The 25,227-nt window shown below is 66.9% G+C and carries 24 protein-coding genes; 21 read left to right on the top strand and 3 right to left on the bottom strand.

The window, feature by feature from the left end; translation table 11 throughout:
• Positions 1-96: 96 nt before the first annotated feature.
• Complete coding sequence (locus AC3QL2_RS22145) at positions 97-1,539, top strand: MFS transporter (protein WP_493232478.1); 1,443 nt, start codon at positions 97-99, stop codon at positions 1,537-1,539.
• 139 nt (positions 1,540-1,678) lie between these two features.
• Positions 1,679-3,058, top strand: coding sequence for an OprD family outer membrane porin (locus tag AC3QL2_RS22140; RefSeq protein ID WP_493232477.1), 1,380 nt, complete (start codon positions 1,679-1,681; stop codon positions 3,056-3,058).
• A gap of 156 nt (positions 3,059-3,214) precedes the next feature.
• On the opposite strand, the gene AC3QL2_RS22135 is transcribed toward AC3QL2_RS22140, so the two are convergent.
• Entirely contained in the window at positions 3,215-4,549 is a 1,335-nt protein-coding gene (locus AC3QL2_RS22135; RefSeq protein WP_493236660.1) for a hypothetical protein, read from the bottom strand.
• Between the two features lie 347 nt (positions 4,550-4,896).
• Here AC3QL2_RS22135 and kdpF point away from each other — a divergent pair, with 347 nt between their 5' ends.
• The 16 genes from kdpF (at position 4,897) to map (ending at position 20,283) form a co-directional block, all read left to right on the top strand.
• Positions 4,897-4,989, top strand: a complete 93-nt coding sequence (gene kdpF / locus AC3QL2_RS22130) for a K(+)-transporting ATPase subunit F (protein WP_481122358.1) — start codon at positions 4,897-4,899, stop codon at positions 4,987-4,989.
• Positions 4,986-6,782 carry a potassium-transporting ATPase subunit KdpA gene (kdpA, locus tag AC3QL2_RS22125; protein WP_493232475.1) on the top strand — a complete coding sequence of 599 codons (1,797 nt, stop codon included), beginning with the start codon at positions 4,986-4,988 and terminating at the stop codon, positions 6,780-6,782. The genes kdpF and kdpA overlap by 4 nt, the downstream gene beginning before the upstream one ends.
• Before the next feature lie 18 nt (positions 6,783-6,800).
• The gene (kdpB, locus tag AC3QL2_RS22120; RefSeq protein WP_493232474.1) at positions 6,801-8,879 is read left to right on the top strand and encodes a potassium-transporting ATPase subunit KdpB; all 2,079 of its coding nucleotides are present in this window, start codon (positions 6,801-6,803) and stop codon (positions 8,877-8,879) included.
• Between the two features lie 13 nt (positions 8,880-8,892).
• The gene (gene kdpC / locus AC3QL2_RS22115) at positions 8,893-9,468 is read left to right on the top strand and encodes a potassium-transporting ATPase subunit KdpC (protein ID WP_493232473.1); all 576 of its coding nucleotides are present in this window, start codon (positions 8,893-8,895) and stop codon (positions 9,466-9,468) included.
• 16 nt (positions 9,469-9,484) lie between these two features.
• A complete protein-coding gene (locus tag AC3QL2_RS22110; protein WP_493232472.1) occupies positions 9,485-10,360 on the top strand; it encodes a TorF family putative porin in 876 nt (291 codons plus the stop codon).
• Between the two features lie 23 nt (positions 10,361-10,383).
• Complete coding sequence (locus tag AC3QL2_RS22105; protein ID WP_493232471.1) at positions 10,384-10,848, top strand: PTS sugar transporter subunit IIA; 465 nt, start codon at positions 10,384-10,386, stop codon at positions 10,846-10,848.
• A 6-nt stretch (positions 10,849-10,854) separates the two neighbouring features.
• Positions 10,855-11,670 (top strand): amino acid kinase family protein, encoded by an 816-nt coding sequence (locus AC3QL2_RS22100; protein WP_493232470.1) that lies wholly within the window; start codon positions 10,855-10,857, stop codon positions 11,668-11,670.
• Positions 11,663-11,959, top strand: a complete 297-nt coding sequence (locus AC3QL2_RS22095; protein WP_493232469.1) for a hypothetical protein — start codon at positions 11,663-11,665, stop codon at positions 11,957-11,959. The genes AC3QL2_RS22100 and AC3QL2_RS22095 overlap by 8 nt, the downstream gene beginning before the upstream one ends.
• A 42-nt stretch (positions 11,960-12,001) precedes the next feature.
• A complete protein-coding gene (locus AC3QL2_RS22090; protein WP_493232468.1) occupies positions 12,002-12,169 on the top strand; it encodes a hypothetical protein in 168 nt (55 codons plus the stop codon).
• Positions 12,170-12,251: 82 nt separating this feature from the next.
• Positions 12,252-13,886 carry a CorA family divalent cation transporter gene (locus tag AC3QL2_RS22085; protein WP_493232467.1) on the top strand — a complete coding sequence of 545 codons (1,635 nt, stop codon included), beginning with the start codon at positions 12,252-12,254 and terminating at the stop codon, positions 13,884-13,886.
• Between the two features lie 2 nt (positions 13,887-13,888).
• Positions 13,889-16,609 carry a two-component system sensor histidine kinase KdpD gene (kdpD, locus tag AC3QL2_RS22080; RefSeq protein WP_493232466.1) on the top strand — a complete coding sequence of 907 codons (2,721 nt, stop codon included), beginning with the start codon at positions 13,889-13,891 and terminating at the stop codon, positions 16,607-16,609.
• Between the two features lie 21 nt (positions 16,610-16,630).
• On the top strand, positions 16,631-17,344 hold the full coding sequence (gene kdpE, locus AC3QL2_RS22075) for a two-component system response regulator KdpE (protein ID WP_493232465.1): 714 nt from the start codon (positions 16,631-16,633) through the stop codon (positions 17,342-17,344).
• Between the two features lie 130 nt (positions 17,345-17,474).
• Positions 17,475-18,071 (top strand): DUF2239 family protein, encoded by a 597-nt coding sequence (locus AC3QL2_RS22070; protein WP_493232464.1) that lies wholly within the window; start codon positions 17,475-17,477, stop codon positions 18,069-18,071.
• A gap of 216 nt (positions 18,072-18,287) precedes the next feature.
• Positions 18,288-19,127, top strand: a complete 840-nt coding sequence (locus AC3QL2_RS22065; RefSeq protein ID WP_493232463.1) for an aldo/keto reductase — start codon at positions 18,288-18,290, stop codon at positions 19,125-19,127.
• A 122-nt stretch (positions 19,128-19,249) separates the two neighbouring features.
• The gene (locus tag AC3QL2_RS22060) at positions 19,250-19,480 is read left to right on the top strand and encodes a ParD-like family protein (RefSeq protein WP_493232462.1); all 231 of its coding nucleotides are present in this window, start codon (positions 19,250-19,252) and stop codon (positions 19,478-19,480) included.
• Positions 19,477-20,283 carry a type I methionyl aminopeptidase gene (gene map, locus AC3QL2_RS22055; protein WP_493232461.1) on the top strand — a complete coding sequence of 269 codons (807 nt, stop codon included), beginning with the start codon at positions 19,477-19,479 and terminating at the stop codon, positions 20,281-20,283. The genes AC3QL2_RS22060 and map overlap by 4 nt, the downstream gene beginning before the upstream one ends.
• A 112-nt stretch (positions 20,284-20,395) precedes the next feature.
• Here the strand turns inward: map and ahpF are convergent, their stop codons facing one another.
• Entirely contained in the window at positions 20,396-21,946 is a 1,551-nt protein-coding gene (gene ahpF / locus AC3QL2_RS22050) for an alkyl hydroperoxide reductase subunit F (RefSeq protein WP_493232460.1), read from the bottom strand.
• A gap of 161 nt (positions 21,947-22,107) precedes the next feature.
• Positions 22,108-22,683: a hypothetical protein gene (locus tag AC3QL2_RS22045; RefSeq protein WP_493232459.1), complete on the bottom strand. Its 576-nt coding sequence runs from the start codon at positions 22,681-22,683 to the stop codon at positions 22,108-22,110.
• Between AC3QL2_RS22045 and AC3QL2_RS22040 the strand changes: the two genes are divergently transcribed.
• The 3 genes from AC3QL2_RS22040 (at position 22,682) to AC3QL2_RS22030 (ending at position 25,218) form a co-directional block, all read left to right on the top strand.
• Positions 22,682-23,134 (top strand): hypothetical protein, encoded by a 453-nt coding sequence (locus tag AC3QL2_RS22040; protein ID WP_493232458.1) that lies wholly within the window; start codon positions 22,682-22,684, stop codon positions 23,132-23,134. The two genes, AC3QL2_RS22045 and AC3QL2_RS22040, sit on opposite strands and share 2 nt — an antisense overlap.
• Positions 23,135-23,349: 215 nt before the next feature.
• On the top strand, positions 23,350-24,366 hold the full coding sequence (locus AC3QL2_RS22035) for a LysR family transcriptional regulator (RefSeq protein ID WP_493232457.1): 1,017 nt from the start codon (positions 23,350-23,352) through the stop codon (positions 24,364-24,366).
• Between the two features lie 9 nt (positions 24,367-24,375).
• Complete coding sequence (locus AC3QL2_RS22030; RefSeq protein WP_493232456.1) at positions 24,376-25,218, top strand: DMT family transporter; 843 nt, start codon at positions 24,376-24,378, stop codon at positions 25,216-25,218.
• Positions 25,219-25,227 lie beyond the last annotated feature (9 nt).

Below are 25,227 nucleotides of genomic sequence, written 5' to 3'. Positions count from 1 at the left end.
CATCAGGCCGAAGTGTTACCGTAGCCGCCCCCTGGAGAATCCAATCTCCCGGGGGCGCGCGCCGAGCACCTATATAAGAAAGAGACTGGAGACAAAATGGATACCAAAGTTGCCGCTTTGGGGACGGGCATCGCCCCTCCGGCGGAACAGCACCTTGCCGCCAATGGGCAAGGGCGCGCGGCGCAGCTGCTCTTCCGCATCGAGAACGTGCCCTTCTGCCGCTGGCACACCAAGGCCCGCATCATCATGGGCAGCGCGACCTTCTTCGACGCCTTCGACGCGCTCTCGCTGGCCTTCGTGATGCCGGTGCTGGTCGGCCTGTGGCACCTCGGCCCGACCGAGATCGGTGTACTGATCGCCGCCGGCTACCTCGGGCAGGTGATCGGCGCACTGCTGTTCGGCTGGCTCGCCGAGCGGCGCGGCCGCGTACCGAGTGCCACCCTGGCGGTCGGCATCATGTCGGTGATGAGCGTCGCCAGCGCCTTCACCGGCAACTTCCAGATGCTCTTCCTGGCCCGCTTCATCCAGGGCATCGGCGTCGGCGGCGAGGTGCCGGTCGCCGCGGCCTACATCAACGAGCTGTCCCAGGCCCACGGGCGCGGCCGCTTCTTCATCCTCTACGAGCTGATCTTTCCGCTGGGCCTCCTCGGCGCTGCGCAGATCGGCGCCTTCGTCGTGCCCCGCTTCGGCTGGGAATACATGTTCCTGATCGGCGGCATCCCCGGCATCCTGATCGCCACGCTGATCCTGCGCCTGTCCGAATCGCCGCGCTGGCTGATCGCAAAGGGCCGCCTCGACGAGGCCGAGCGCATCATCGAACAACTGGAAGCCGCCACCACCAAGCGGAACCTCGACCCGGCACGCGACCGCATCGAAGTCGACGCCCGCCTGGCCAGCCTGCAGGCCGGCCTGCAGAACCCGCGCAAGGCCTCGTGGAAGGAACTCTTCTCGCCGATCTATCGTGGCCGCACGCTGATCGTGTGGGTGTTGTGGGCCAGCAGCTACTTCGTCGCCAACGGCATCAACAACTGGCTGCCCAGCCTCTACAAGACGGTCTATCACCTGCCGCTGCAGGAATCCCTGCATATGGCCTCCATCTCCAACGTGCTGAGCACCTGCGCCGTGCTGGCCTGCGCCTTCCTGATCGACCGGGTCGGCCGCCGCCGCTGGGCAATGGGCTGCTTCGTACTGAGCGGCGCGCTGCTGGCCACGCTGGGCATCCTGGGCGCCGACGACCCCCGCTCCGTGATGCTGCTGGCCTCCTCGGCCTACGCGGTGATGGGCACCACGACGGTGATGCTCTACCTCTACACCCCCGAGATCTACCCGACCCGCATGCGCGCCATCGGCACCGGCCTCGCCACCTCGTGGTTGCGCGCCGCCTCCGCCGCCGCCCCGGCCATCGTCGGCGTGGTGCTGAGCGGGCAAGGCGTCGCCGCGGTCTTCCTGATGTTCGCCCTCACCACCATCGTCGGCCTGATCGCCGCCACCCGCATGATTGAAACCACCAATCGTGCGCTGGAGGAAATCTCTCCCTAAGCCTCCGGGGAAGCACCACATCGACATCGCGATACATGCGGCCCGCAAGGGCTGCAGGGACGGTATCGCCCTGAAAAAGACAAGGAACCGCCCCGCCACCACGACGGGAACACGGTCACAGGATTGGATTGGGGACACCATGCAATTCACAACATCCATCGACAGACGCGCCCGCGCGATGCTCACCGCCGGCCTCTGCGGCTGCTGCCTGCCCCTCGCCGCGCTGGCCGACGACGACGCCCAGGAACTGGAACTCAAGGTCCACGGCGTTTACTGGGCCGACAAGGGGCTGGCCTATCCGACCGTCAAGACGCCCAAACCGCAGCCTGCCGCCTACGAACAGAGCGCGCTGGGGCTGGAGCTCAACTACCGCTCGGCCTACTTCCTGGGCGGCGTAGCCGGCTTCGACGCATCGGTCTATAGCGTCAACCGGCTCGGCGCCAGCGGCGTGCCGACGACCCAGCTGCTCGAAGTGGGCAACAACGGCCACCTGGAAAACAGCTACCAGTCCCTCGGCCAGGCCCTGCTCAAGCTCCGGCTCGGCGACAAGGCCGTCGTCAAGCTCGGCCGCCAGTTCCAGGACAGCCTGCTGCTGAAGAGCACCACCAACCGCGCGGTGCCCGACACCTATTCCGGTGTCAGTGCCACACTGCAGCCGATCGACGGACTGAAGCTCTACGGCGCGGTATATGACCAGTACCGCAGCCGTACCACCGGCGAGTTCGTTCATTTCCGGACCGAGGCGAGCGGCCGCAACCGCATCGACTACATCGCCGTCCTCGGCGGCAACTATGTCCGCGGGCCGCTGGAGCTGACCGCCGAGTACCTGAACGCCAAGTCCTACCTCGCCAAGAGCGCGCTGATCGCCGCCTACACCATTCCGCTCGGCGCCGACCGGCTGAAGCTGTCCGGCGGCTATCTCGCATCCCGCGACGCCGGCTCCCTGTTCGTCTGCGGCGCCGAGAAGGACATGGACTGCGCCGGCAGCGGCCGCATCGCCAACCGGGGGAGCGGCGCCTACGTGGATGTGGCGTGGACGATCCGCGACTTCACCATCGGCGGCGCGCTGACAAAAATCAGCGGATTCTGGATAGAGGACAACTACGCCGTCGATGCGGACCGGACCGGGGCGCTGACCCAGGACCCGGGCACCAATCCCTTCCCGACCCAGGCCGTCGTCGGCCCGGACTTCACCAATCGGGACGAAACCGCCGCCCAGATCCGTGTCGCCTACGACTGGAAAGCCCTGGTCCCCGGCCTGAAGACCGCCTACCGCTACGTCCGCGGCACCGGTGCCCGCAGCAGCAACCTGGTTAATAACGTGGAAGGCCGGGAACAGTACCGCGAACTGGAGGCGCGCTACGCACTGCCCTTCGTGAAGAACGTCAGCCTGCGCTACATGTTCATGACCTACGATTCCCAGGCCGACGGGCGCACGACGAGCCAGACCCTCAACGGGCTGACCCGCCAGGACTGGCGCCAGCACCGCTTCTACATCGACTACAGCTACCGCTTCTGAAGCGGCGGCACGCAGCGAATCCCTGTGCAGTAGCTTGCCTCCCCGCCCACCGGCGGGGAGTTTTTTTGCACAGCGGGTGCGACCGCGAAAATCAGCCCTTCACCGGAGTGCCTGCCATCGGCGCCGGACGCTCCGGGCGGCGTCCCGGGTGAATCCTCACTGGCCCTGCGGATACCACAGCACCGCCTGGCGCTGGCCGTCCTTCGTCGAACTGCCCGCCGCCACCGCCCGCCCGCAACCATCGATAGCCACCGAAGCGCCCCGCTCGTCACCGGCCGTTCCCCACTGCCAGGCGCGCAGCACCGCACCGTCGTTGCGGACCTTCAGCAGGAAGAGATCGCTCGCCCCCGCCGGCGCCTTGCCGCCGACAAAGGAGCCGGTCGTCTCACCGAACAGGAACAGATTGCCCTGGCTGTCGATCTTCGCGTCGGTGAGCCACTCGGCGCCGCTGGTGCCCAGTTGGGCGCTGGTGATCGCCGAGCCATCCAGCGGGTTGATGCGCGCCACGAAAACGTCCGTATTGCCGATGCTGACGCCACCGCGGAAGGAACCCATCACGGTGCCGAGCATCAGCACGCTGCCGTCGGACAGAGGCTTGAGGAAGGCCACGTTGTCGACGCCAGATGTCGTGTAACGGGCGGTCCATACCGTCGTTCCGTTACTGTCCAGCTTGCGCACGAAGGCGCCGCGGTTGCTGCCGCTGGTCACCACGCCGCCGACGAATGTCGAGCCATCCGGCGCGACCGCCAGACTCGACGCGTAGTCCTGCTCGTCGCTGTTCGAACGGTGACTCCATACCGTCGCGATGGACGAGGCATCGCCGGGCCGGCCGGCCCGCAGCCGGTAGACGAAGGAGTCAGCCCAGGCCGCCACGTAATTGGTGGGAATGTAATCGTCGTTGTAGCCACCGATGTAGAGATCGCTGTCGGACATGGCCAGCAGGCGCCGCGGATGCTGCGGGAACTCGTCCCCGAACTGGGTGATACCCCACTGGCCAGACGGACTGTTGGCATCGGAGCTAGCCACGAAAGCATCGAACTGGCCCCGGTTGACCGTCCCGGCAAGAACGCCCGTAGTACGCCCCACCGCAAACAGGGTGCCCGACGCGGTCAGTGCCAGCGCCTCCACTACGTCCGCGCCCGGCGAATCGAAGCGTGAGCCGCTGTCGAACTGCAGATCGCCGGTATTCGACAGCATGCGGATCACGCCGCGAGCGTTGCCGGCCGGCTCCAGCGAAGTCTGGCCGATCACGCCCCGGTCGTAGCCGGCGAGCCAGATCCGGTTGCTGCCATCGACCACCACATCGTTCCATTCGCTGGCGCCGGCATCCGCTGGATGCAGCGTCGCCTCAGCAGGCAAGGCGACACAAACCTGGGGGCCCTCGCCGGGCAGCGTGGCGGTACCACCGCCGCCACCGCCACAGGCATTGAGGAGGGAAAGGAGCGCGACGGCCAAGGCCGTGCGACGGAGTTTCTTGCTTGTATGGACCACGTTGACCATTTCTTGCGTGCCAGGGGAAATCACCAGGGACGGAGTATTCGACGGCGAAACAGTGTGGTCTATGACCCATTTAACACCGTCGGCATATCCACAAAGGACGCATGGTTATGCTTTAGGAGCCCTTCCGGCACCCCGCCCACGGCGGATTTTTACAAGTCCTTTATCCCGCAGCGCCCCCTTTTTCGAAGCTTTTGATACCGCCTTCCCTAGCATGACGGTGTCGATTCCTTCGATCCGAAAGGGGAAATCATGGATCTCATCTACCTCGCCGCCATCGCCGCCTTCCTGGCCCTGATGGCCGGCATGGCGGTCGGTTGCGACCGCCTGAGAGGCCGCAAATGAACGGGCTTTACATCGTCGGCGGCCTCGTCGCCATCGCGCTGCTCATCTATCTCGTGGCAGCGCTGCTCAAACCGGAGGACTTCTCATGACCTCCCATGCCTGGTTCCTGCTGGGGCTCTTCCTGGCCGTCCTGCTGCTGACGGCCAAACCTCTCGGCATCTACATCGCAAACGCCATGGAGGGCCGCCTGCGCGTCGGCCGCCCCTTCGGAAACCTCGTCTACCGCCTGTGCGGCATCCATGCCGACGAGGAAACCGGCTGGCTGCGCTACGCGATGGCACTCCTCATCTTCAACGCGCTGGGCGTCGTCACCGTGTATGGGCTGCAACGCCTGCAGGCCGTCCTGCCGCTGAATCCCCAGCAGATGGCGGCCGTCGCGCCGGACTCCGCCTTCAACACCGCGGTGAGCTTCGTCACCAATACCAACTGGCAGGGCTATGCCGGCGAAGCGACGATGGGCTACCTGGTCCAGATGCTCGGCCTCGGCGTGCAGAATTTCCTGTCCGCGGCCACCGGCATCGCCGTCGTCTTCGCGCTGATCCGCGGCATCGCCCGCCACAGCGCCACCACGGTGGGCAACGCGTGGGTCGATCTGACCCGCGCCACGATCTGGGTGCTGCTGCCGCTGTCCGTGCTGATGGCGCTATTCCTGGCCGGCCAGGGCGTGATCCAGAACTTTTCGTCTTACCGAGACGTGACTACGGTCGAGACGACCCACTACGACGCGCCCCGCCTCGACGCCTCCGGCCAGCCCTTGAAGGACGACAAGGGCAATGCACTGACCGATCCCGCCGAGACCCGCGTGCAAACCCTGCCGATGGGGCCGGTCGCCTCCCAGGAAGCCATCAAGATGCTCGGCACCAACGGCGGCGGCTTTTTCAACGCCAACTCGGCGCATCCCTACGAGAACCCCACGCCGCTGACCGACTTCGTGCAGATGCTGGCGATCTTCCTGATTCCGGCGGCGCTGTGCGTCAGCTTCGGTCGGCTGGTCGGCGACAGCCGCCAGGGCTGGGCCGTACTGGCTGCGATGACGCTGATGTTCGTGCTGGCCGCCTGGGCCGCCATGAGCTTCGAGCAGCAGGGCAATCCGCAGCTCGCCGCTCTCGGCGTCGATCAGTCAGCCAGCACGCTGCAGGCCGGCGGCAACATGGAGGGCAAGGAGACCCGCTTCGGCATCGCCGACTCGGCCCTCTTCGCTACCATCACCACCGCCGCCAGCTGCGGCGCCGTGAATGCCATGCACGACTCCTTCACGCCCCTCGGCGGGCTGGTTCCGCTGGTCAACATGCAGCTCGGCGAGGTGGTCTTCGGCGGCGTCGGCACGGGGCTCTACGGCATGCTGGTGTTCGCCATCCTGGCCGTCTTCATCGCCGGCCTGATGATCGGCCGCACGCCGGAATACCTGGGCAAGAAGATCGAGGCCTACGAGATGAAGATGAGCTCCATCGCCATCCTCGTCACACCCCTCCTCGTTCTGCTCGGCACCGCGGTGGCAGTGATGGCGGAAGCCGGCCGCGCCGGCATCGCCAACCCTGGTGCCCACGGCTTTTCGGAAATCCTCTACGCGCTGACCTCCGCCGCCAACAACAACGGCAGCGCCTTTGCCGGGCTGTCCGCCAACACGCCCTTCTACAACGTGCTGCTGGCCGTCGCCATGTGGTTCGGCCGCTTCGGCGTGATCGTGCCGGTGCTCGCGATGGCCGGCTCCCTGGCGGCGAAGAAGCGCATCCCCACCGGCGCCGGCACCATGCCGACCCACGGCCCGCTGTTCGTCACCCTGCTGATCGGCACCGTGCTGCTGGTCGGCCTGCTCAACTACGTACCGGCGCTGGCGCTCGGCCCGATCGTCGAGCACCTGATGCTGTGGCTCGGCGCCTGAGCCAAGGAGAAGACCAACATGAGCAAGAAGACCTTCACCCTGTTCGACCCCGCCCTGGCCCTACCGGCCGTCGGCGAGGCCTTCCGCAAGCTGAACCCCGCCGTGCAGTGGCGCAACCCAGTGATGTTCGTGGTGTACGTCGGCAGCATCCTGACCACCCTGCTCGCCGCCCAGGCCCTCACCGGTGACGGCGAGGCGCCCGCCGGCTTCATCGTCGCGGTGGCCCTGTGGCTGTGGTTCACCGTGCTGTTCGCCAACTTTGCCGAAGCGCTGGCCGAAGGCCGCAGCAAGGCCCAGGCCGCCTCCCTGCGCGGGCTCAAGAAGGAGACCTGGGCCAAGAAGCTGCTCGAACCCCACTACGGCGGCAAGTGGCAGCTCGTCCAGGGCGCCGACCTGCGCAAGGGCGACGTGGTCGTCGTCGAGGCCGGCGGCCTGGGCCATTCGGTGATTCCCGCCGATGGCGAGGTGATCGAGGGCGTGGCCTCGGTGGACGAATCGGCCATCACCGGCGAATCCGCGCCGGTGATCCGCGAGTCCGGCGGCGACTTCTCGGCAGTGACCGGCGGCACCCGGGTGCTCTCCGACTGGATCGTGATGCGGGTGACCGCCAATCCCGGTGAAACCTTCGTGGACCGCATGATCGCGATGGTCGAGGGCGCCAAGCGCCAGAAGACCCCCAACGAGATCGCCCTGACCATCCTGCTGGTGGCGCTGACCATTGTCTTCCTCGGCGTCACAGTGACGCTGCTGCCCTTCTCCCTGTTCAGCGTGGACGTGTCCGGTGCCGGCCGCCCGGTCGGCATCACGGTCCTCGTCGCCCTGCTGGTGTGCCTGATCCCGACCACCATCGCCGGCCTGCTGTCGGCCATCGGCGTGGCCGGCATGAGCCGCATGATGCAGGCCAACGTGATCGCCACCTCCGGCCGGGCGGTGGAAGCTGCCGGCGACGTGGACGTACTGTTGATGGACAAGACCGGCACGATCACCCTCGGCAACCGCCAGGCCTCGGCCTTCCTGCCCGCCGAGGGCGTGAGCGAGGCCCACCTGGCGGACGCCGCCCAGCTCGCCTCCCTCGCCGACGAAACACCGGAGGGGCGCAGCATCGTGGTGCTCGCCAAGCAGAAGTTCAACCTGCGGGAACGGGACATCCACGCCCTCGACGCGCACTTCGTCCATTTCTCGGCACAGACCCGCATGAGCGGCGTGGACCTGGGCAGCAAGCAGGTCCGCAAGGGCGCTGCCGATGCGATCCGCCGCCACGTTGAAAGCCTGGGCGGCCACTTCCCGGCCGCCGTCGCCACCCGCGTGGACGAGGTGGCGCGCCGCGGCAGCACGCCGCTGGTGGTCGCCGACGGCAAGCAGGTGCTCGGCGTCATCGAGCTGAAGGACATCGTCAAGGGTGGCATCAAGGAACGTTTCGCCGAGCTGCGCCGGATGGGCATCAAGACCGTGATGGTGACCGGCGACAACCGGGTCACTGCCGCGGCGATCGCCGCCGAAGCTGGCGTGGACGACTTCCTCGCCGAAGCCACGCCCGAAGCCAAGCTGGCCCTGATCCGCCAGTACCAGGCCGAGGGCCGCCTGGTGGCGATGACCGGCGACGGCACCAACGACGCCCCGGCCCTCGCTCAGGCCGACGTGGCCGTCGCCATGAACACCGGCACCCAGGCGGCCAAGGAGGCCGGCAACATGGTCGACCTGGACTCCAACCCGACCAAGCTCATCGAGGTAGTCGAGACCGGCAAGCAGATGCTGATGACCCGCGGCTCGCTGACCACCTTCAGCATCGCCAACGACATCGCCAAGTACTTCGCGATCATCCCGGCGGCCTTCGTCGGCACCTACCCGCAATTGGCCGCCCTCAACGTGATGGGCCTCGCCAGCCCGGCCTCGGCGATCCTGTCGGCGGTGATCTTCAACGCGCTGATCATCGTCTTCCTGATCCCGCTGGCCCTGAAGGGCGTGCCCTACCGTCCCCTCGGCGCCGCCACGCTGCTGCGCCGCAACCTGGCCGTCTATGGCCTCGGCGGCATCCTGGTGCCCTTTGTCGGCATCAAGCTGATCGACGTCCTGCTGGCCGCCAGCGGCCTGGCCTGAACCGGAGAAAGCCATGAAAACCCTGCTGCGCCCCGCCATCAGCCTGTTCGTGCTGCTCAGCGCGCTGACCGGCATCGCCTACCCACTCGCGGTGACCGGTATCGCCCACGTCACCTTTCCCGACCAGGCCACCGGCAGCCTGATCCTGCAGGACGGCAAGCCGGTCGGCTCGCGCCTGATCGGCCAGAACTTCAGCGACCCGGCCCACTTCTGGGGCCGCCCGTCGGCCACCGCGCCCCAGCCCTACAACGCTGGCGCATCGTCGGGCTCCAACCTGGGCCCCTTGAACCCGGCACTGACCGACGCGGTGAAGGCCCGCATCGCCGCGCTGCGGGCCGCCGATCCGGCCAACCACGCCCCGATCCCGGCTGATCTGGTCACCGCCTCGGCCAGCGGCCTCGACCCCCACATCAGCCCGGCCGCCGCCGCGTGGCAGGCCGGCCGCGTCGCCCGGGCCCGCGGGCTGTCCGAAGCAGCGGTGACGGCGCTGATCGACGCCCACACGGAAGGCCGCGAGTGGGGCGTCTTCGGCGAACCCCGCGTGAATGTACTGGAACTCAACCTCGCGCTCGACGCGCTTAAGCACTGACAAGAAAGCTCCGACCATGTCCTCCCTGCAAGCCAGAACACGTATTGCCACTGCCGCCGCACTGTTCATCGCGACCTGCCCGCTCGCCGCCCATGCCGAGCCGGACAGCACGACGCCCACCGCTACCCCGCTCACAGCCAACATCGGGCTCGTCTCCAGCTACCGCTTCCGCGGCCTCGACCAGACCTTCGGACACCCGGCGGTTCAGGGCGGCTTCGACTATGCCCACCCGTCCGGCTTCTACGCCGGCAACTGGAACTCCAACGTCAGCAGCGGCGCCGGCTATCCCGAAGGCAGCCTCGAGATGGATTTCTACGGCGGCTACAAGACCACCCTCGGCGACTTCGGCGTCGACGTAGGTGGCCTGTATTACTACTACCCCGGCTCGCGCCTCGACCATGCCTTCGCCGGCGTGAACCAGCGGCGTCCCGGCAGCACGGCCAATGGCAACGTGGACAACGGAGAGGTCTATTTGGCCGGGAGTTGGCAGTTCCTCACGCTGAAGTACTCCCACGCGCTCACCGACTATTTCGCCATGCCCGGCACCCGTGGCACCGGCTACCTGGACTTGTCGGCGTCCTATGACCTGGGCGGGGGCTACACGTTCGGCGCCCACGTCGGGCGTCTCTTCATGCGCGGCTTCGCTTACGCAAACACGGACGGCTCGCGCTATGACGGCCGTTACACCGACTGGCGGCTCGGCATCACCAAGGACCTCGCCGGCTGGATCGTCGGCGCCGCTTATGTGGGCACCACTGCCCAAGGGCGCTGCGGCAACGGCGAGTTCTATTGCTTCAGCAGCAGCATGGCCAGCGACGGCTCAGCCAGCGGTTCGCGCAGCCGAGATGCCGGCCGCGGCATCGCAGTGCTGTCCGTCGCCCGCAGCTTCTGAGCAGACAGGAGGAACGCACAATCATGCTGACCCTCGCCGACATCCTGCTTCCGGAAGACATCCTGCTCGACCTGGACGTCACCAACCCTGCCGCGCTGTTCGATGCCATCGGCCGGAACATGCAACGCTGGCACGGGCTCGCGCGCGTACCAGTGGCCGAAGTCCTCGATCAGCGCGAGGCGCTGGGCTCCACCGCGCTCGGCCAGGGCGTGGCGATTCCCCACGGCCGGCTGGCCGGGTTGCGCCAGACCCATGCTGCCTACGCCCGACCACGACGGCCGCTGCCCTTCAACGCGCCGGACGGCAAGCCTGTGACGGACTTCGTCGTGCTGCTGGTGCCGGAACGGGCCACCGAAGAGCACCTGGGCATCCTCGCCGGCATCTCCAGCCTGTTCACCGACCCGAGTTTCCGCGAAGCCCTGCATGCCTGCACCGACCCGCATGAAATCAGGTCCTTGTTCCGCTCCTGGCAGCCCGCCGCGGCCTGATCCGTAATGCGTACCGATTCAATCCCGGCCGCAGGCCGGGCCGAACCTGCAAGCGACGTACGTGCGCAGATCCTGGCCGAACTGCTGCCCTACATCCATGCCTGCCGGAACCAGCTTTTTGTGGTCGATTACGCCTGCGGCAGCATTCTTGATCCGGTCACTTGGAACAGCCTCGGCCGCCACCTCGCGCTACTCCAGTTGATCGGCCTCCGGCTCATCGTCGTGCATCGCTCCAGTGCCCTCAATACCCGGCTGGTTGCGCTCCTGAACCGGCACGGCGCAAGGGCTGCCGGGCTGTCCGGCGTCGATGACGGCATGCTGCAATTGCGCCCTGCGAGACTGTCCCTTGGCCGCGACGCCGGCCTGGAAGCCGGAGCCGTCAACAAAGCGCTGCTCGACCTGTATCTGGATGCCGGGCTACTGCCCGTCATCCGTCCGATCGGCATCGCTCCTGATGGCTTGGCCTGCCCCATGAACGGGAGCCAGTTGGCCTCTGCCCTGGCCGTGCACTTGCAGGCCAGGAAGCTCATCGTGCTGGGAGACAGCCCTCCACCGATGGATCAGGAAGGCCGCCCGGCGCACCGCCTGTCGGTTTCCGACGCCGCATCGCTGGCCACCATTCCAGCGCACATCGTCGACGCGCTGGCAGCGGGCGTCCCTGCCATCCATCTTCTCGATATCCGACACCCTGAAACCCTGCTGGTCGAGTTACTGACCCCATTCATCGGCGGCACGCTGATCCTGCCCGATGCGGCAGCCGGCGTTCTTTCCCAAAGCGAGCATTACCTGGCCCCTGTCACCGAAGGAGATGAGCATGAATGAACTGTGCATCGGCATCGTCGTCAGGAACCGCGCATACGCAGTCGCCACCCCCGGCACGGACAGTGCCGCCAACACCATCGGCTTTCCGGGCTCGCAACTGGGACGCGAAGCCTTGCGTGTATTCCTTGCCGGACAGGAATGCCCCATGCGCCTGGCCGTCGCCGGAGACGGTGCGATCGGAGTCGCACTGGCGATCAGTCCTACAGCCCAGTGCAACGTTTACATCCTCGATGCGGAGCCCGGAGCCCATCCGGCACGTCTGGCGTCGTACGCTTCAAGGGCCCTGTGAACCATGCCGGTGCACATCTGCCCCGTCTGCGGCGCCCGGCACATGGTATCGAGTGTGCTGCACCTTCTCGCCTACCGCCGCGACCTGACCTGTTCGCCAAGCTGCAAGGCGGTATTCGGCCAGCAGGTACGGCGGCGCATCCTGGCGGAAATGGCTGAAAGCGCAGAGCGCCGACGCCTGTCCGAACGCCATCAGGTGAGCGAGGACTAGCGTGTTGTTCGTCGAACGGAAGAGAATCGCGCTCTCGCGCCCCGGCGCACCGTTCGTACGCACAAGACCTAAAGGAGACGCGATGCTCTCGCAACCGGACCACGTGGTCCGCCATTTCCGGGATGTGCTCGTCTGGCCGGTCCAGATCAAGCCAGGCTTCACGGGGGAGAACGTGGCACGAATCCACGAGAGGATCACCGGCAGCGGCTACTGGGCGCCAGTGGACGATGAGTTCACCACCGATCCGGCCGACTTTCAGGAACGTCATTACAAGGAATTCGTGGCCTTCCTTCCCTACGTCCAGCGCTTCCTGTATGGAGACGGGCGCTCGGCAACCGGCGATGGCCCGCCCAGCCGCTCGGCGCCGATGGCGGTGTACCGGCGCACCGACGTGGCGGGGCTGAAGGTGACCCTGCGGCCCGGCGACGCCCCCATCCCGCTGCGCATCGCCCATGTGGACCTCTACCTTTTCCTCGATCTCGACGTGGCGATGCTCAACGTGGAAGTGGCCGCCGACGACCTGCCGCTGGCCACCGCACTGGAACTGCTCTACCGCTTCGGGCGCGCCTATCCGACCGGCTGGGACGCCAGCGGCCAAGGCGTGCACAACGTCCACCGCACCGAACTCCTCGACCGGGACGGGCGTGTGCTCGCCACCTCGGACTCGGAGAAGCGGGAACGCTACCTGCGCTTCGTCTGCGAGCACCGCACGCCCTGCGTCGGCGCCCTTTGGTCCTGGCTGCTGCGCCCGCTGGTGCAGGACGCCGAGCGCGGCGAAGGCGATCTGAGCTATCGACTGCTCGAGTACTACCGCATGCCGATGATGGCCTACCTGGCCCTCGACGAGCCGCGCAGCCTCAGCCGCGAGGACTTCATCCGCATGGGCTTCGTCGCCAACCTGCCATCCCGTGACCCGGTGCCCGCCAAGGACCCGGCGGTCATCCGCTTCGAGCGCCTGCACTGCGAGGACCGCTTCTGGACCGATTCCGACGACGGCCCCAACAGCCGCTTCATCTGCACCGGCAATGCGCTGGTACTGGTGGGCGAAGCCGGCTCAGACTACTTCCGCGATCCCGAACACGGTTTCCTCGCGCGCTTCCGCCACCAGTATTTCCTGGTCTTCCTGATCGCCCATTTCCACCGCGCCGCGCTGCTGTCCTTTTCCGACGGACTGGCCAGCGCGGTGAACGAACTCGATATCCGCAACAACGAATCCGTACGCCGCTTCAAGCGCCGCATCCGCCAGTCCTTCGAGGCCTTCCTGCGCTTCACCCACCGCTACTGGTTCCACGAGGTTTCCGAACAGGGGTTGGTGCAGGCCCTGTTCCAGCGCACCACGCGCCTGCTGCGCAACGACGAACTGTTCTGCCACGTAAAGGATCAGATGCGCGAAATGAGCGCCTACCTCGATAGCGACAGCCAGCGCCGCCAGTCCGGCACCGTGCTGCGCCTGACAGTGGTGACCATCTTCGGCCTGATTGCCACGGTGGTCACCGGCTACTTCGGCATGAACCTGTTCAACTTTCCCGAGGTACCGGGTACCTACAAGCTGCTCCAGCTGGGGCTGGTGAGCGCCAGCACGCTGGCCTTGGTGCTGTTCGCGGTGGCCCGCTCCAAGCGCCTGTCGGATTTCCTTGAGGCACTCTCCGACGAGCGCCTTCCCCGCGAAGCCAAGTGGACCGCCCTCGGCCGCGTCTTCAAGCGTACGGAACCCTAGCCATGCCTGCCCCCGACACCCCCACCGACCGCCCCGACCCGGACGCCCTGCTGGCCCGCCTGCAGGCCGACGAGGCCCGCGCCCGGCGGGGCCGCCTGAAGATCTTCTTCGGCGCCAGCGCCGGGGTCGGCAAGACCTGCGCGATGCTGGCCGCTGCGCGCCAGCAGCTCATCCAGGGCGTCGACGTGGTGATCGGCGTCGTCGAGACCCACGGACGCATGGAAACCGAGGCGATGGCCGACGGCATCGCCCGCATTCCTCCTCGCCAGATTCCCTACCGGGAGCGGCTGCTGCCTGAGTTCGATCTGGACCGGGCGCTGGAGCGCAAGCCCGGCCTGATCCTGGTGGACGAACTGGCCCACGCCAACGTGGCCGGCTCCCGCCATCCCAAGCGCTGGCAGGACGTGGAGGAGCTGTTGGCAGCCGGCATCGACGTGTATTCGACGGTGAACGTCCAGCACCTGGAGAGCCTCAACGACGTGGTCAGCGGCATCACCGGAATCCGCGTGTGGGAGACGGTGCCGGACCGGGTTTTCGACGACGCCGACGAGGTCGTGCTGGTGGACCTGCCGCCCGACGAGCTGCTGCAGCGCCTGCGCGAAGGCAAGGTATACCTGCCCAACCAGGCGGAGCAGGCGATCCGCAACTTCTTCCGCAAGGGCAACCTGCTGGCGCTGCGCGAACTGGCCCTGCGCCGTACCGCCGACCGGGTGGACGAGGACGTCCAGCAGTACCGCCGCGACAAGTTCGTGTCGCCGGTCTGGCAGACCCAGGACGCCCTGCTCGCCTGCATCGGCCCGGAAGCAGGCAGCGACAAGATCGTGCGCAGCGCCGCCCGCCTCGCCGGGCGCCTCGAAGCCCCGTGGCATGCGGTGTACGTGGAAACGCCCGAACGCCAGCGCCTGCCTGCCGTCAGCCGTGACCGTATCCTGAAGGCCCTCAAGCTGGCCCAGGATCTAGGTGCCGCTACGGCCACCCTGGCCGGCGCACAGGTGGAAGCGGAGGCCGTGCGCTACGCCCGCAGCCACAATCTGTCGCGCATCCTGGTCGGCCAGGACGCGCCGCGGCGCTGGCGCTTCTGGGAGCGCGGCATCGCCGAGCGCATCGGCCACCTCGCTCCGGACCTGGACGTGATCCAGGTAGCCCACGCCGGGCTCACGCCCCCCGAGGCCGGGCGCCCGGCCGCGGAAGGAGGCGGAGAGGCCGCCATCGCCTGGCGTACCTACGCGCTGAGCGCCGCCGCCTGCGGCCTCGCCGGCCTCATCGCGATGCCGCTCCATGCCTTGGTGGACCTGGCCAACATCGTGATGGTCTTCCTGCTGGCGGTGGTGCTGGTGGCCGTCCGCCTGGGGCGCGGGCCGGCCGTGCTGGCGTCCTTCCTGAGCGTGGCGATCTTCGACTTCTTCTTCGTCCCGCCGCGCCTGTCCTTCGCGGTCAGCGACGTCCAGTACCTGATGACCTTCGCCGTGATGCTGGTAGTCGGCCTGGTGATCGGCCAGCTCACCGCCGGCTACAAGCATCAGGCCCACGTAGCGGGCAGCCGCGAGAACCGCATGCGGGCCCTTTACGAGATGTCCCGCGACCTGTCCGGCGCGCTGTTGCCCGAGCAGATCGCCGAGATCGGCGAGCGCTTCCTGGTAGCCGAGATGGGCACCCGTGCCGCCTTCCTGCTCGCCGACGAGACGGACCACCTGCCGGCGCCGCTGTTCGCGTCGGCCGGCCTGCCGGAGATCGACCCCGGCGTCGCCCAGTGGGCCTTCGACCACGCGGAAGCGGCCGGCCAGGGCACCGACACCCTGCCCGCCAGCCCCCTGCTCTACCTGCCCCTCAAGGCACCGATGCGCCTGCGCGGCGTGCTCGCCCTCGAACTGCGCGACCCGGGCCGCCTGCTGGAGCCCGAGCAACGCCGCCTGCTGGACACCTTCGCATCCCTGATCGCCATCGCACTGGAGCGCGTCCATTATGTGGATGTCGCCCAGCACACCACCGTTCAGATGGAATCCGAAAGGCTGCGCAACTCCCTGCTGTCGGCCATCTCCCACGACCTACGCACCCCGCTCAGCGTGCTGATCGGCCTCGCCGACTCCATGTTCCTGACCCGACCTCCACCCACCGCAGCCCAGGCCGGCATCTCCCACCAGTTGCGCGAGCAGGCACTACGCATCAACGCCCAGGTGGACAACCTTCTCGACATGGCCCGCCTGCAGGCCGGTCGCATCCAGCTCAACCGCCAGTGGCAGCCGCTGGAGGAAGTCGTCGGCAGCGCCCTCAAAAGCCTGCGCCCGATCCTCGCCGGCCATCAGATCCGGGTCGAACTGGACGATGATCTGCCCCTTGTGGAGGTGGATTCCGTACTGATGCAGCGGGTGTTCTGCAATCTGCTCGAGAATGCCGCCAAGTACACGCCGGCCGGCAGCCACATCTGGATCCGGGCCCACGAGACGGCGCAGCACATGGAAGTCCGCGTCGAAGACGACGGTCCTGGTCTCCCCGCCGGGCGCGAGGAAAGCCTGTTCAAGAAATTCGAACGTGGCGAGCAGGAAGGCAGCACGCCGGGCGTCGGCCTCGGCCTGGCGATCTGCCGGGCCATCGTCGAGGCCCACGGCGGCCGCATGCACGCCTGCCGGAGCAGCCAGGGCGGCGCCTGCTTCGTATTCACGCTGCCCATCGGCACGCCGCCGCCCCTCGTCGAAGACGAGGACGAGGACGACCGTGCCCCCTGATGTATCGAAAGGAAAACCGTCATGCCCGAGCCGAGCCCCCGCGTCATCGTCGTCGAGGACGAAGCCCAGCTGCGCCGCTTCGTGCGCCTGGCCCTGGAGAGCGAAGGCTGTGAAGTCCATGAGGCCGACGGCGTCAAACGCGGCCTCATCGAAGCCGGCACCCGCAAGACGGACCTGCTGATCCTCGACCTGGGCCTGCCGGACGGAGACGGCATCGAGCTGATCCGCGAGCTGCGCACCTGGTCGGAGATCCCGATCATCGTGCTGTCGGCGCGGACCGCCGAGACCGAGAAGGTCGCCGCCCTCGACGCCGGGGCCGACGATTACCTGACCAAGCCCTTCGGTGCCGCCGAACTGCTGGCCCGCGTGCGCGCCCACCTGCGGCGGCGCTACAAATCGGGCAGCAGCGGGCAAAGCTCGGTGAGCTTCGGGACGGTCAAGATCGACCTGGGCAAGCGCCTCGTCGAAAAGAACGGCGTTCCGGTGCACTTGACCCCGATCGAATTCCGCCTCCTCGCCTACGTGGTGTCGAACCCGGACTGCGTGCTGACCCACCGGCAGCTGCTGAAAGCGGTGTGGGGCCCGTCCCATACGGAAGACGCCCACTATGTGCGGGTCTACATGGGACATCTGCGCAAGAAGATCGAGGACGACCCCACCGATCCGGACCACATCGTCACAGAACCGGGGGTCGGTTATCGTTTCGTCGCAGAGGCCCCGGCCCGCGATACCTAGCCTGCAGGCAGGCCGCCCAGCGCACGGCCGATTGTGGATAGACGATGATGTTTATTTATACCCGGATTTTATTTGCAATTTATTTTAACCCGGGTAATATTTAAGACAGATCAACTCATCCAGCCCGACCATGTCCTCATCCAGCCCCACGACCTACACCACCTTCGACGGCCCGCGCCGCATCGCCGGCGGCAGCCTGCAAGACAACGCGCTGGCCGCCAAGCGGGCACTCGAAGCCGACGCGGGCGGCACCGTGCTCACCTTCGATGACAGCACCGGCCGGCTCGTGGACATCGACTTCCGCGGCAGCGACGCCGATGTGCTGGCCCGCCTCGAACAGAACACCGCCCCCGCCGCAACCGAGGCCGAACCAACCGCCGAAACCCGCGGCCGTGGCCGGCCGCGGCTGGGCGTCGTCGCCCGCGAAGTCACGCTGTTGCCCCGCCACTGGGACTGGCTCGCCTCCCAGCCCGGCGGCGCCTCGATCACCCTGCGCAAGCTGGTGGACGAAGCGCGCCGGGCCGGCTCCGCGCAGGACGGCCGCCGTCAGGCCCAGGAGCGCGCCTACCACTTCATGTCCGCGCTGGCCGGTGACCTGCCCGGTTTCGAGGAAGCCTCCCGGGCCCTGTTCGCTGACAACCAGCCAGTCTTCCTGCAGCGCACCGATGCCTGGCCGGCGGATCTGCGCGACCACGTCCGCCGCCTGGCTTTCGGCGATACGGCCTGAACGCACCCCTGACAGAGCCGGCAGACATCGCGCTGACCGGATGACATATCCGGCCGTGTTTCGGCAATTCACGGAACATCGGCGGACGAACGCGCTCCAACGCGGGAGCCGCGCGCCGGAGCCCTCCCCGGTGCGCGGCTCTGCATGACCATCGCCCCCGCAGCAGGGGGCGATCCGTTCCTCAAAACGACCAACAAGACACGCCAGGAATCCTTCATGACACAGCAGACCACCCTTGCCCCGACCATCACCCTCGCCAATGGCGTCGCCATGCCCCTGCTCGGCCTCGGCAGCTGGCCGATGAACGACCAGGAAGCCGCCCACACCGTCGCCGAAGCCATCGGCCTGGGCTATCGCCTGATCGACACGGCGGAGAACTACGGCAACGAGCAAGGTGTCGGGGAAGGCATCCGGCGCTCGGGCGTCCCCCGCGACCAGATCTTCCTCACCACCAAGTTCAACCGCCAGTGGCACAGCGTTGCCGGCGCGCGGGAAGCCTGCGAAGCCAGCCTGAAGCGGCTGGGCGTCGATTACATCGACCTGCTGCTGATCCACTGGCCGAACCCGGACCAGGACCACTACGTGGACGCCTTCCACGGTCTGATCAGGTTGCTGGAGGCCGGCCTGGTCCGCGCCATCGGCACGTCCAACTTCAAGCCGGATCATCTGCAGCGCCTCTTCGACGCCGGCCTGGTGCCCCACCACAACCAGCTCCAGCTCGATCCCTACCACCGCCGCGACGACCTGCTCGCCATCCACAAGGCGCATGGCATCACCACCGGCGCGTGGCGCCCCCTCGGCCGCGGCAACGAGATGCTGACCGACCCGGTGATCACCGCCATCGCCGAAGCCCATGGCCGCACCGCCGCGCAGATCGTCCTGCGCTGGATCGTCCAGCAAGGCATCGTGACGACGCCCAAGTCCGCCAACCCCACCCGGCTGGCCCAGAACCTCGCGCTGTTCGACTTCACGCTGTCGGACGCCGAAGTGGCCGCCCTCGATACCCTGGACCGGCCCGACCCGACGATGCTGAACGCCGACGTCTTCGGGCACTGAAACCCGGAGGCTGCGGCCTCCACGCTGCCCATGGACGCCCCCGTGCCCGGTCGCCGGGCGCAGGGGCCGGAAAGCTGCTAATATATGAAACAGCTACAAACCATATATTCGAGATCCGAGCCATGGGCATCGTCAAAATTTCCGAGCAGATGCACGAGAACCTGCGTCTGACGAGCGGCGCGCTGAGCCGCTCCATCAACGCGCAGGCCGAGCACTGGCTGCGTGTCGGCATGCTGGCCGAACTGAACCCCAATCTCCGCTACGGCGAAATCTGCCAGCTGCTGATCCAGACCGAGCAGCAGGCCCTCGACGCGGCCGGTCTGGCCGCCGAAGCAGGAGGTGCCGCAGCATGAGAGCCCTGAGACAAGTCCCCATCCGCTCCCAGGAGGAGATCGCCCTGTCCCGCCACGCCGGCGGCCTGGCTGCCGACGTGCTGCGGATGATCGGCGAACACGTCAAACCCGGCGTCAGCACAGACGAACTCGACCGCCTGTGCCACGACTACATCGTCGATGAACTCAAGGCCATCCCGGCCAACGTGGGCTATCACGGCTACCCGAAGACGGTCTGCGCGTCGGTTAACCACGTCATCTGCCACGGCATCCCGTCGGACAAGAAGCTGAAGAACGGCGACATCGTCAACATCGACGTGGCCGTCATCAAGGACGGCTGGTTCGGCGACACCAGCCGCATGTACTACGTCGGCGAGCCCGGCATCCTGGCGCGACGGCTGGTCCGCACCACCTACGAGGCGATGGTCGCCGGCATCCATCAGGTTCGCCCCGGCGCCACGCTGGGCGACGTCGGCCACGCAATCCAGAGCGTCGCCCACCGGGAAGGCTTCAGCGTGGTGCGCGAGTACTGTGGCCACGGCATCGGCGACATCTATCACGACGAGCCGCAGGTCCTGCATTACGGCAATCCGGGCCAAGGCCTGCGCCTGGAGCCCGGCATGGTGTTCACCATCGAACCGATGATCAACGCTGGCCGCGCCGCCACCCGCCAGTTGCCCGACGGTTGGACCGTAGTCACCAAGGACCGCTCCCTGTCGGCCCAGTGGGAGCACATGGTTGCCGTCACCGACACGGGCTTCGAGGTACTTACTCCGTGGCCGGACGGCTACGGCGATTACCCGGCGATCCTGCCGCCGGCCTGAACGCCTGCACTGAACACCTGAACCGGGCACGCAGAAAAAAGCCGGAGCTTGCGGCTCCGGCCTTGGTCAGTCTGCTCAAGCGGCCGCCGGAACCCCGGCGGCCGTTTCACAATCAGGCGACCGAACTGCGGATCAGGTGATCGAAGGCGCTGAGGGACGCCTTGGCACCTTCGCCCATCGCGATGACGATCTGCTTGTACGGCACCGTGGTGCAATCGCCGGCGGCAAAGACGCCCGGCACCGAGGTCTGGCCCTTGGCATCGACGACGATCTCGCCGCGATCGGACAGCTCGACCGTGCCCTTCAGCCAGTCGGTGTTCGGCAACAGGCCGATCTGCACGAAGATGCCTTCGAGCTCCACCTGCTTCTCCTCGCCGCTGACGCGGTCCTTGAAGCGGATGCCGTTCACCTTCTGGCCGTCGCCGGTCACTTCGGTGGTCTGCGCCTGGGTGATCACCGTCACGTTGGGCAGGCTGTTGAGCTTGGTCTGCAGCACCGCGTCGGCACGCAACTGGTCGGCGAACTCGAGCAGGGTCACGTGGGAGACGATGCCAGCCAGGTCGATGGCCGCCTCGACACCGGAGTTGCCGCCGCCGATCACCGCCACGCGCTTGCCCTTGAAGAGCGGGCCGTCACAGTGCGGGCAGAAGCACACGCCCTTGGCCTTGTACTCCTTCTCGCCGGGCACGTTCATCTCGCGCCAGCGGGCGCCGGTGGAGAGGATCACTGTCTTGCCCTTCAAGGATGCGCCATTCTCGAGCTGCACCTCGACCACCTTGCCCGGAATCAGCTTGGTGGCGCGCTGCAGGTTCATCACGTCCACCTCGTACTGCTTCACGTGCTGTTCAAGCGCAGCGGCGAGCTTGGGCCCTTCGGTCTCCTTCACGGAGATGAAGTTCTCGATGCCGAGGGTATCCATCACCTGGCCGCCGAAGCGCTCCGCCACCACGCCAGTGCGGATGCCCTTGCGTGCCGCGTAGATCGCTGCCGCCGCGCCGGCCGGCCCGCCACCAATCACCAGTACGTCGAAGGCATCCTTCGCTGCGATCTCTTCCGCCGCACGGGCGGCCGCGCCGGTGTCGAGCTTGGCGACGATCTCCTCGATGGTCATGCGGCCCTGGCCGAATTCCTGGCCGTTGAGGAAGACCGTCGGCACGGCCATGATGCGGCGCTCGTTCACCAGGTCCTGGAACAGCGCGCCGTCGATCATCGTGCTGGTCACGCCCGGATTGAGCACGGCCATCAGGTTGAGGGCCTGCACCACGTCCGGGCAGTTGTGGCAGGACAGGGAGATGAAGGTCTCGAAGTCGAAGCGGCCCGGCAAGGCCTTGATCTGCTCGATCACCGCCGCATCCACCTTGGGCGGGTGACCGCCGGTCTGCAGCAGCGCGAGGATCAGGGACGTGAACTCATGCCCCATCGGAATGCCGGCGAAGTGGATGCGCGGTTCCTCGCCCGGCACCGCCACACCGAAGGACGGGCGCAGCGCGTGGCTGCCGTCGTCCCGCAGCGTGACCTTGTCCGAGAGTTCCGCGATATCGACGAGCAGGCCGCGCAGTTCCTGCGCTTTGGCGCTGTCGTCAAGGGAGGCGACCACCTCGATCGGGCGCTGGAGCTTCTCGAGATAGGCCTTGAGCTGGTTCTTGATATTGGCGTCGAGCATGGTCTTGTCCTTTTATGTGGGCGTCGTTCAGGCCCCCATGCCTGAACGGTGAATAGGACACATCATATCGACGGGCCGCGCATTGCTCCAATTGATTGATGGAATCGATTCAATACCTATTTTCTATCGGCGTGGAGTGCAGGCGCCACACGCCGCGCCAATCAATTGGCGTGGGCCGAAATGAGCAGCGGCCACATGTGGCTTCCCGCCGCGTGTCCTGCCTCCTGCCGGGGGAGGACTCCCGGCTTGAGCGTGAGGCGCACACGGAGATCCGCGCTCAGCTTGTGCGTGGAGTATGGCAGCGCCACCTCGCCCCCCGTCGCCGGCAACTGGACCGGCACATCCAGGCCGAAGACCTCCACAGCGCTGAACAGGTACTGCATTTCCGGCAGCACGCTGATGACCAGTGTGTACCCGGCGCGACTGTTGGTCGTGACCGTCAGCTTGATGCCTTCGGGGTTTCGTTTCGACGGAATGTCGATATGGCGTGTGCCGTCACCGAGTTCATCGTCACCGATGAGCAGTTCGCTTGGTTGAATGGACGTGGAATAGGCATAGAGCCGTACGTCGCTGGCGACGGCTGAACGTTCTTCATGCAACCTGGCCGCAGCGGGGAACAGGTAGGTCGCGGCGCACAGCACGGCGACGACAGCTGCGCCCGGCAGGAACCCGATGACGGGCGCCCGCGATACGGGAAAAGGGGGGACGCCGTCCTGGAGTACGGTTTTGTCGCTCATGTTGATGGTCCTGTTCTGGATTCTGTTGGTACCCGAAGGCGACGGGTTGATTATTTTTCTGAAGCGCCAGTTGCCATCCGCAAGTTCCAGGCCATTTTTTTATTTGTTTAAAAACAACAACCTAAATAATAATATTGGCATTTATCGAAAAGTCGTAAAGAAAACTGACGTTTTAATAGTTTTTGTTATATTTTTTGTACTCGCTAAGCATTTGCCCCCGCAATGCGGCCTTCCTGCCATGAAGACCGGTATTGGCCCTAGCAAAAGACGGGCAAAACCCAAAATGGGGGGCGAGGCGGGCTGCGACACAGATCACGCTCGCAACGAGAGTTTTCGCGGTTCCCGATTTTCGGAGGTGTCAAAAAATCCGACAGAATCCGGCATTCGGATGCACCGGCCGAGCAAGCCCGCACTTGGCAGCAGCCTCAATATTTCTAAGTCAAGTCTTTAGAAATCATCGTTTTACTCCGTCACGTCCAGGCCCTACGATAGCCCGGTACAAGCTCGGCAAGCCCTGGCCTTGCTGCCGAGCCAAGCTTTCATCGTGAGCAGACCCATGTCGCCCTACTACAGCCATCGCAGATGGCAGAGCAACCCCCACTCACGCGAAACCGGAATCGCCGGACGTCCGGGCCGCTCCATGCCGTGCCAACCCCACATCCCCCGATGACGCTTCCCGCCCCTCCCGCCTCCCGCCCGCCGGAACACGCCACCTCGGCGCGGCTGCCGCCCCTCATCGCGCTGTCCTACTTCGAGGTGGCGGCCCGCACCGGCAGCTTCAGCGAGGCGGCCAAGCTGCTGCACGTCTCGCCGGCCGCGGTCAGCCATCAGGTGAAGGCCCTCGAGAGCATCCTCGGCATCCCGCTCTTCGTGCGCCATCACCGCAAGGTGGTGCTGACCCGCGCGGCGGATCTGGCCTTGCCGCGCCTGCAGGAGGGCTTCGCCGCGCTGGCCGATGCGGTCGAGCAGCTGCGGGCGCACCGGGACGACGAGTCCATCATCACGGTGTGCGCCGAGCCCCTGCTCGCCACCAAGTGGCTGGTGCCACGCCTGCACCGTTTCTACGCCGCTTTTCCGGATGCCGAAGTGCGCCTGCAGGCCAGCCTCGGCTCGGTGGACTCGGTGGTCGGCGGGCCGGTCCCGCTGGCGAGCTTCCAGCGTTCGGGCATCGACGTATCGCTGCGCCTCGGTTTCGGGGTCCATCCGGAGCTGCACGTCAGTCCGATGTTCCCACTGGTCCTCGTGCCGATGTGTGCGCCAGCCCTGCTGCCGCGCCTGTCCGTGCCGGCCGACGTGCTGCGTGTGCCGCTGCTGTGCGACAGCACCTACCTGCGTTCGCCAGCCCGCTTCGGCTGGGCCGAATGGCTGGAGCAGCAAGGCATCCCGCGGCCCACGCCCTTGCGCGAACAGCGTTTCGGCAACGGTCTGCTGGCCCTCGAAGCGGCCGTCAGCGCTCATGGCGTGTGGCTGGCCAGCCCCGAGCTGACGATCGCCGAACGGGAGGCCGGCAAGCTGTGCATTGCCTTCCCGCAGGCCACAGCACTGGCCTTGCGGACGCCTGTCGCCTATCACCTCACCTGCCCGCCGGCCGCCCTCGAACGCCCCATCGTGCGGGCCTTCCAGGACTGGCTGCAGCTCGAAACCACCACGGCGGGTGCCGCGCCCCTGTTGCCCGCCTCGTAGGAGAACGCCATGCCCCCCATTCGTATCGCCGCCTTGACGGCGCTGGCCATGCTCGCCTTCGCCGCCAATTCCCTGCTGTGCCGGCTGGCACTGCGCGACGGCCACATCGACGCAGCGAGCTTCACGGCGCTGCGCATCGGCTCGGGCGCGCTGGTGCTGTGGCTGCTGCTGCGCCTGCGCGGCGGCGGAAGCGGCGCCCGCCACGGCAGCTGGCCGTCGGCGCTGGCGCTGTTCGTCTACGCCGCCGGCTTCTCCTTCGCCTATCTGAGCCTGTCCGCCGCCACTGGCGCGCTGCTGCTGTTCGGCGCCGTGCAGGCGACGATGATCGGCTACGGCCTGTGGCATCGGGAGCACCTCAAGCGCATGCAGAGCGTCGGTCTGGTGCTCGCCGCCGCCGGCCTCGTCGCGCTGGTCCTGCCGGGCCTGTCGGCACCACCGCTGGTCGGCTCCTTGCTGATGACGCTGGCCGGCGTGGCGTGGGGCATTTATTCCCTGCGCGGCCGCGGCGGCAGCGACCCGGCGGCCAGCACCGCCGGCAACTTCGCGCGGGCCGCGCCGATGGCGCTGGGGCTGAGCCTGGTCACCCTGTCCCACGCGCAGACGGACGGCGCCGGCATCGCCTACGCCCTCGCCTCCGGCGGGCTAGCCTCCGGCATCGGCTACGTGATCTGGTACATGGCGATGCCCCAGCTGCGCGCCGCCAGCGCGGCGAGCGTGCAGCTCAGCGTACCGGTCATCGCCGCGCTGGGTGGCGTGCTGTTCCTTGGCGAGGCGATCACGCCGCGCCTGGTGTGTTCGTCCATCGCCATCCTCGGCGGCATCGCGCTGGTCATCAGCGGGCGACGGCGCTGAACGTCAATA

It is taken from the genome of Zoogloea sp. GW822-FHT05C07 (assembly GCF_058800215.1).
The sequence above is the reverse complement of the archived record's forward strand: the minus strand, read 5'-3'. Positions and strand labels throughout refer to the sequence as shown.

What these genes read in the sequence shown, in the direction of transcription:
- map (WP_493232461.1), top strand. Translation starts at nt 19,477, where the DNA reads ATGAGAGCCCTGAGACAAGTCCCCATCCGCTCCCAGGAGGAGATCGCC.
- AC3QL2_RS22040 (WP_493232458.1), top strand. Translation starts at nt 22,682, where the DNA reads ATGTTGATGGTCCTGTTCTGGATTCTGTTGGTACCCGAAGGCGACGGG.
- AC3QL2_RS22060 (WP_493232462.1), top strand. Translation starts at nt 19,250, where the DNA reads ATGGGCATCGTCAAAATTTCCGAGCAGATGCACGAGAACCTGCGTCTG.
- AC3QL2_RS22045 (WP_493232459.1), bottom strand. Translation starts at nt 22,683, where the DNA reads ATGAGCGACAAAACCGTACTCCAGGACGGCGTCCCCCCTTTTCCCGTA.
- kdpF (WP_481122358.1), top strand. Translation starts at nt 4,897, where the DNA reads ATGAACGGGCTTTACATCGTCGGCGGCCTCGTCGCCATCGCGCTGCTC.
- AC3QL2_RS22035 (WP_493232457.1), top strand. Translation starts at nt 23,350, where the DNA reads ATGACGCTTCCCGCCCCTCCCGCCTCCCGCCCGCCGGAACACGCCACC.
- AC3QL2_RS22095 (WP_493232469.1), top strand. Translation starts at nt 11,663, where the DNA reads ATGAATGAACTGTGCATCGGCATCGTCGTCAGGAACCGCGCATACGCA.
- ahpF (WP_493232460.1), bottom strand. Translation starts at nt 21,946, where the DNA reads ATGCTCGACGCCAATATCAAGAACCAGCTCAAGGCCTATCTCGAGAAG.
- kdpD (WP_493232466.1), top strand. Translation starts at nt 13,889, where the DNA reads ATGCCTGCCCCCGACACCCCCACCGACCGCCCCGACCCGGACGCCCTG.
- AC3QL2_RS22105 (WP_493232471.1), top strand. Translation starts at nt 10,384, where the DNA reads ATGCTGACCCTCGCCGACATCCTGCTTCCGGAAGACATCCTGCTCGAC.
- kdpC (WP_493232473.1), top strand. Translation starts at nt 8,893, where the DNA reads ATGAAAACCCTGCTGCGCCCCGCCATCAGCCTGTTCGTGCTGCTCAGC.
- AC3QL2_RS22100 (WP_493232470.1), top strand. Translation starts at nt 10,855, where the DNA reads ATGCGTACCGATTCAATCCCGGCCGCAGGCCGGGCCGAACCTGCAAGC.
- AC3QL2_RS22140 (WP_493232477.1), top strand. Translation starts at nt 1,679, where the DNA reads ATGCAATTCACAACATCCATCGACAGACGCGCCCGCGCGATGCTCACC.
- AC3QL2_RS22065 (WP_493232463.1), top strand. Translation starts at nt 18,288, where the DNA reads ATGACACAGCAGACCACCCTTGCCCCGACCATCACCCTCGCCAATGGC.
- AC3QL2_RS22090 (WP_493232468.1), top strand. Translation starts at nt 12,002, where the DNA reads ATGGTATCGAGTGTGCTGCACCTTCTCGCCTACCGCCGCGACCTGACC.
- kdpB (WP_493232474.1), top strand. Translation starts at nt 6,801, where the DNA reads ATGAGCAAGAAGACCTTCACCCTGTTCGACCCCGCCCTGGCCCTACCG.
- AC3QL2_RS22030 (WP_493232456.1), top strand. Translation starts at nt 24,376, where the DNA reads ATGCCCCCCATTCGTATCGCCGCCTTGACGGCGCTGGCCATGCTCGCC.
- AC3QL2_RS22145 (WP_493232478.1), top strand. Translation starts at nt 97, where the DNA reads ATGGATACCAAAGTTGCCGCTTTGGGGACGGGCATCGCCCCTCCGGCG.
- kdpE (WP_493232465.1), top strand. Translation starts at nt 16,631, where the DNA reads ATGCCCGAGCCGAGCCCCCGCGTCATCGTCGTCGAGGACGAAGCCCAG.
- kdpA (WP_493232475.1), top strand. Translation starts at nt 4,986, where the DNA reads ATGACCTCCCATGCCTGGTTCCTGCTGGGGCTCTTCCTGGCCGTCCTG.
- AC3QL2_RS22110 (WP_493232472.1), top strand. Translation starts at nt 9,485, where the DNA reads ATGTCCTCCCTGCAAGCCAGAACACGTATTGCCACTGCCGCCGCACTG.
- AC3QL2_RS22085 (WP_493232467.1), top strand. Translation starts at nt 12,252, where the DNA reads ATGCTCTCGCAACCGGACCACGTGGTCCGCCATTTCCGGGATGTGCTC.
- AC3QL2_RS22070 (WP_493232464.1), top strand. Translation starts at nt 17,475, where the DNA reads ATGTCCTCATCCAGCCCCACGACCTACACCACCTTCGACGGCCCGCGC.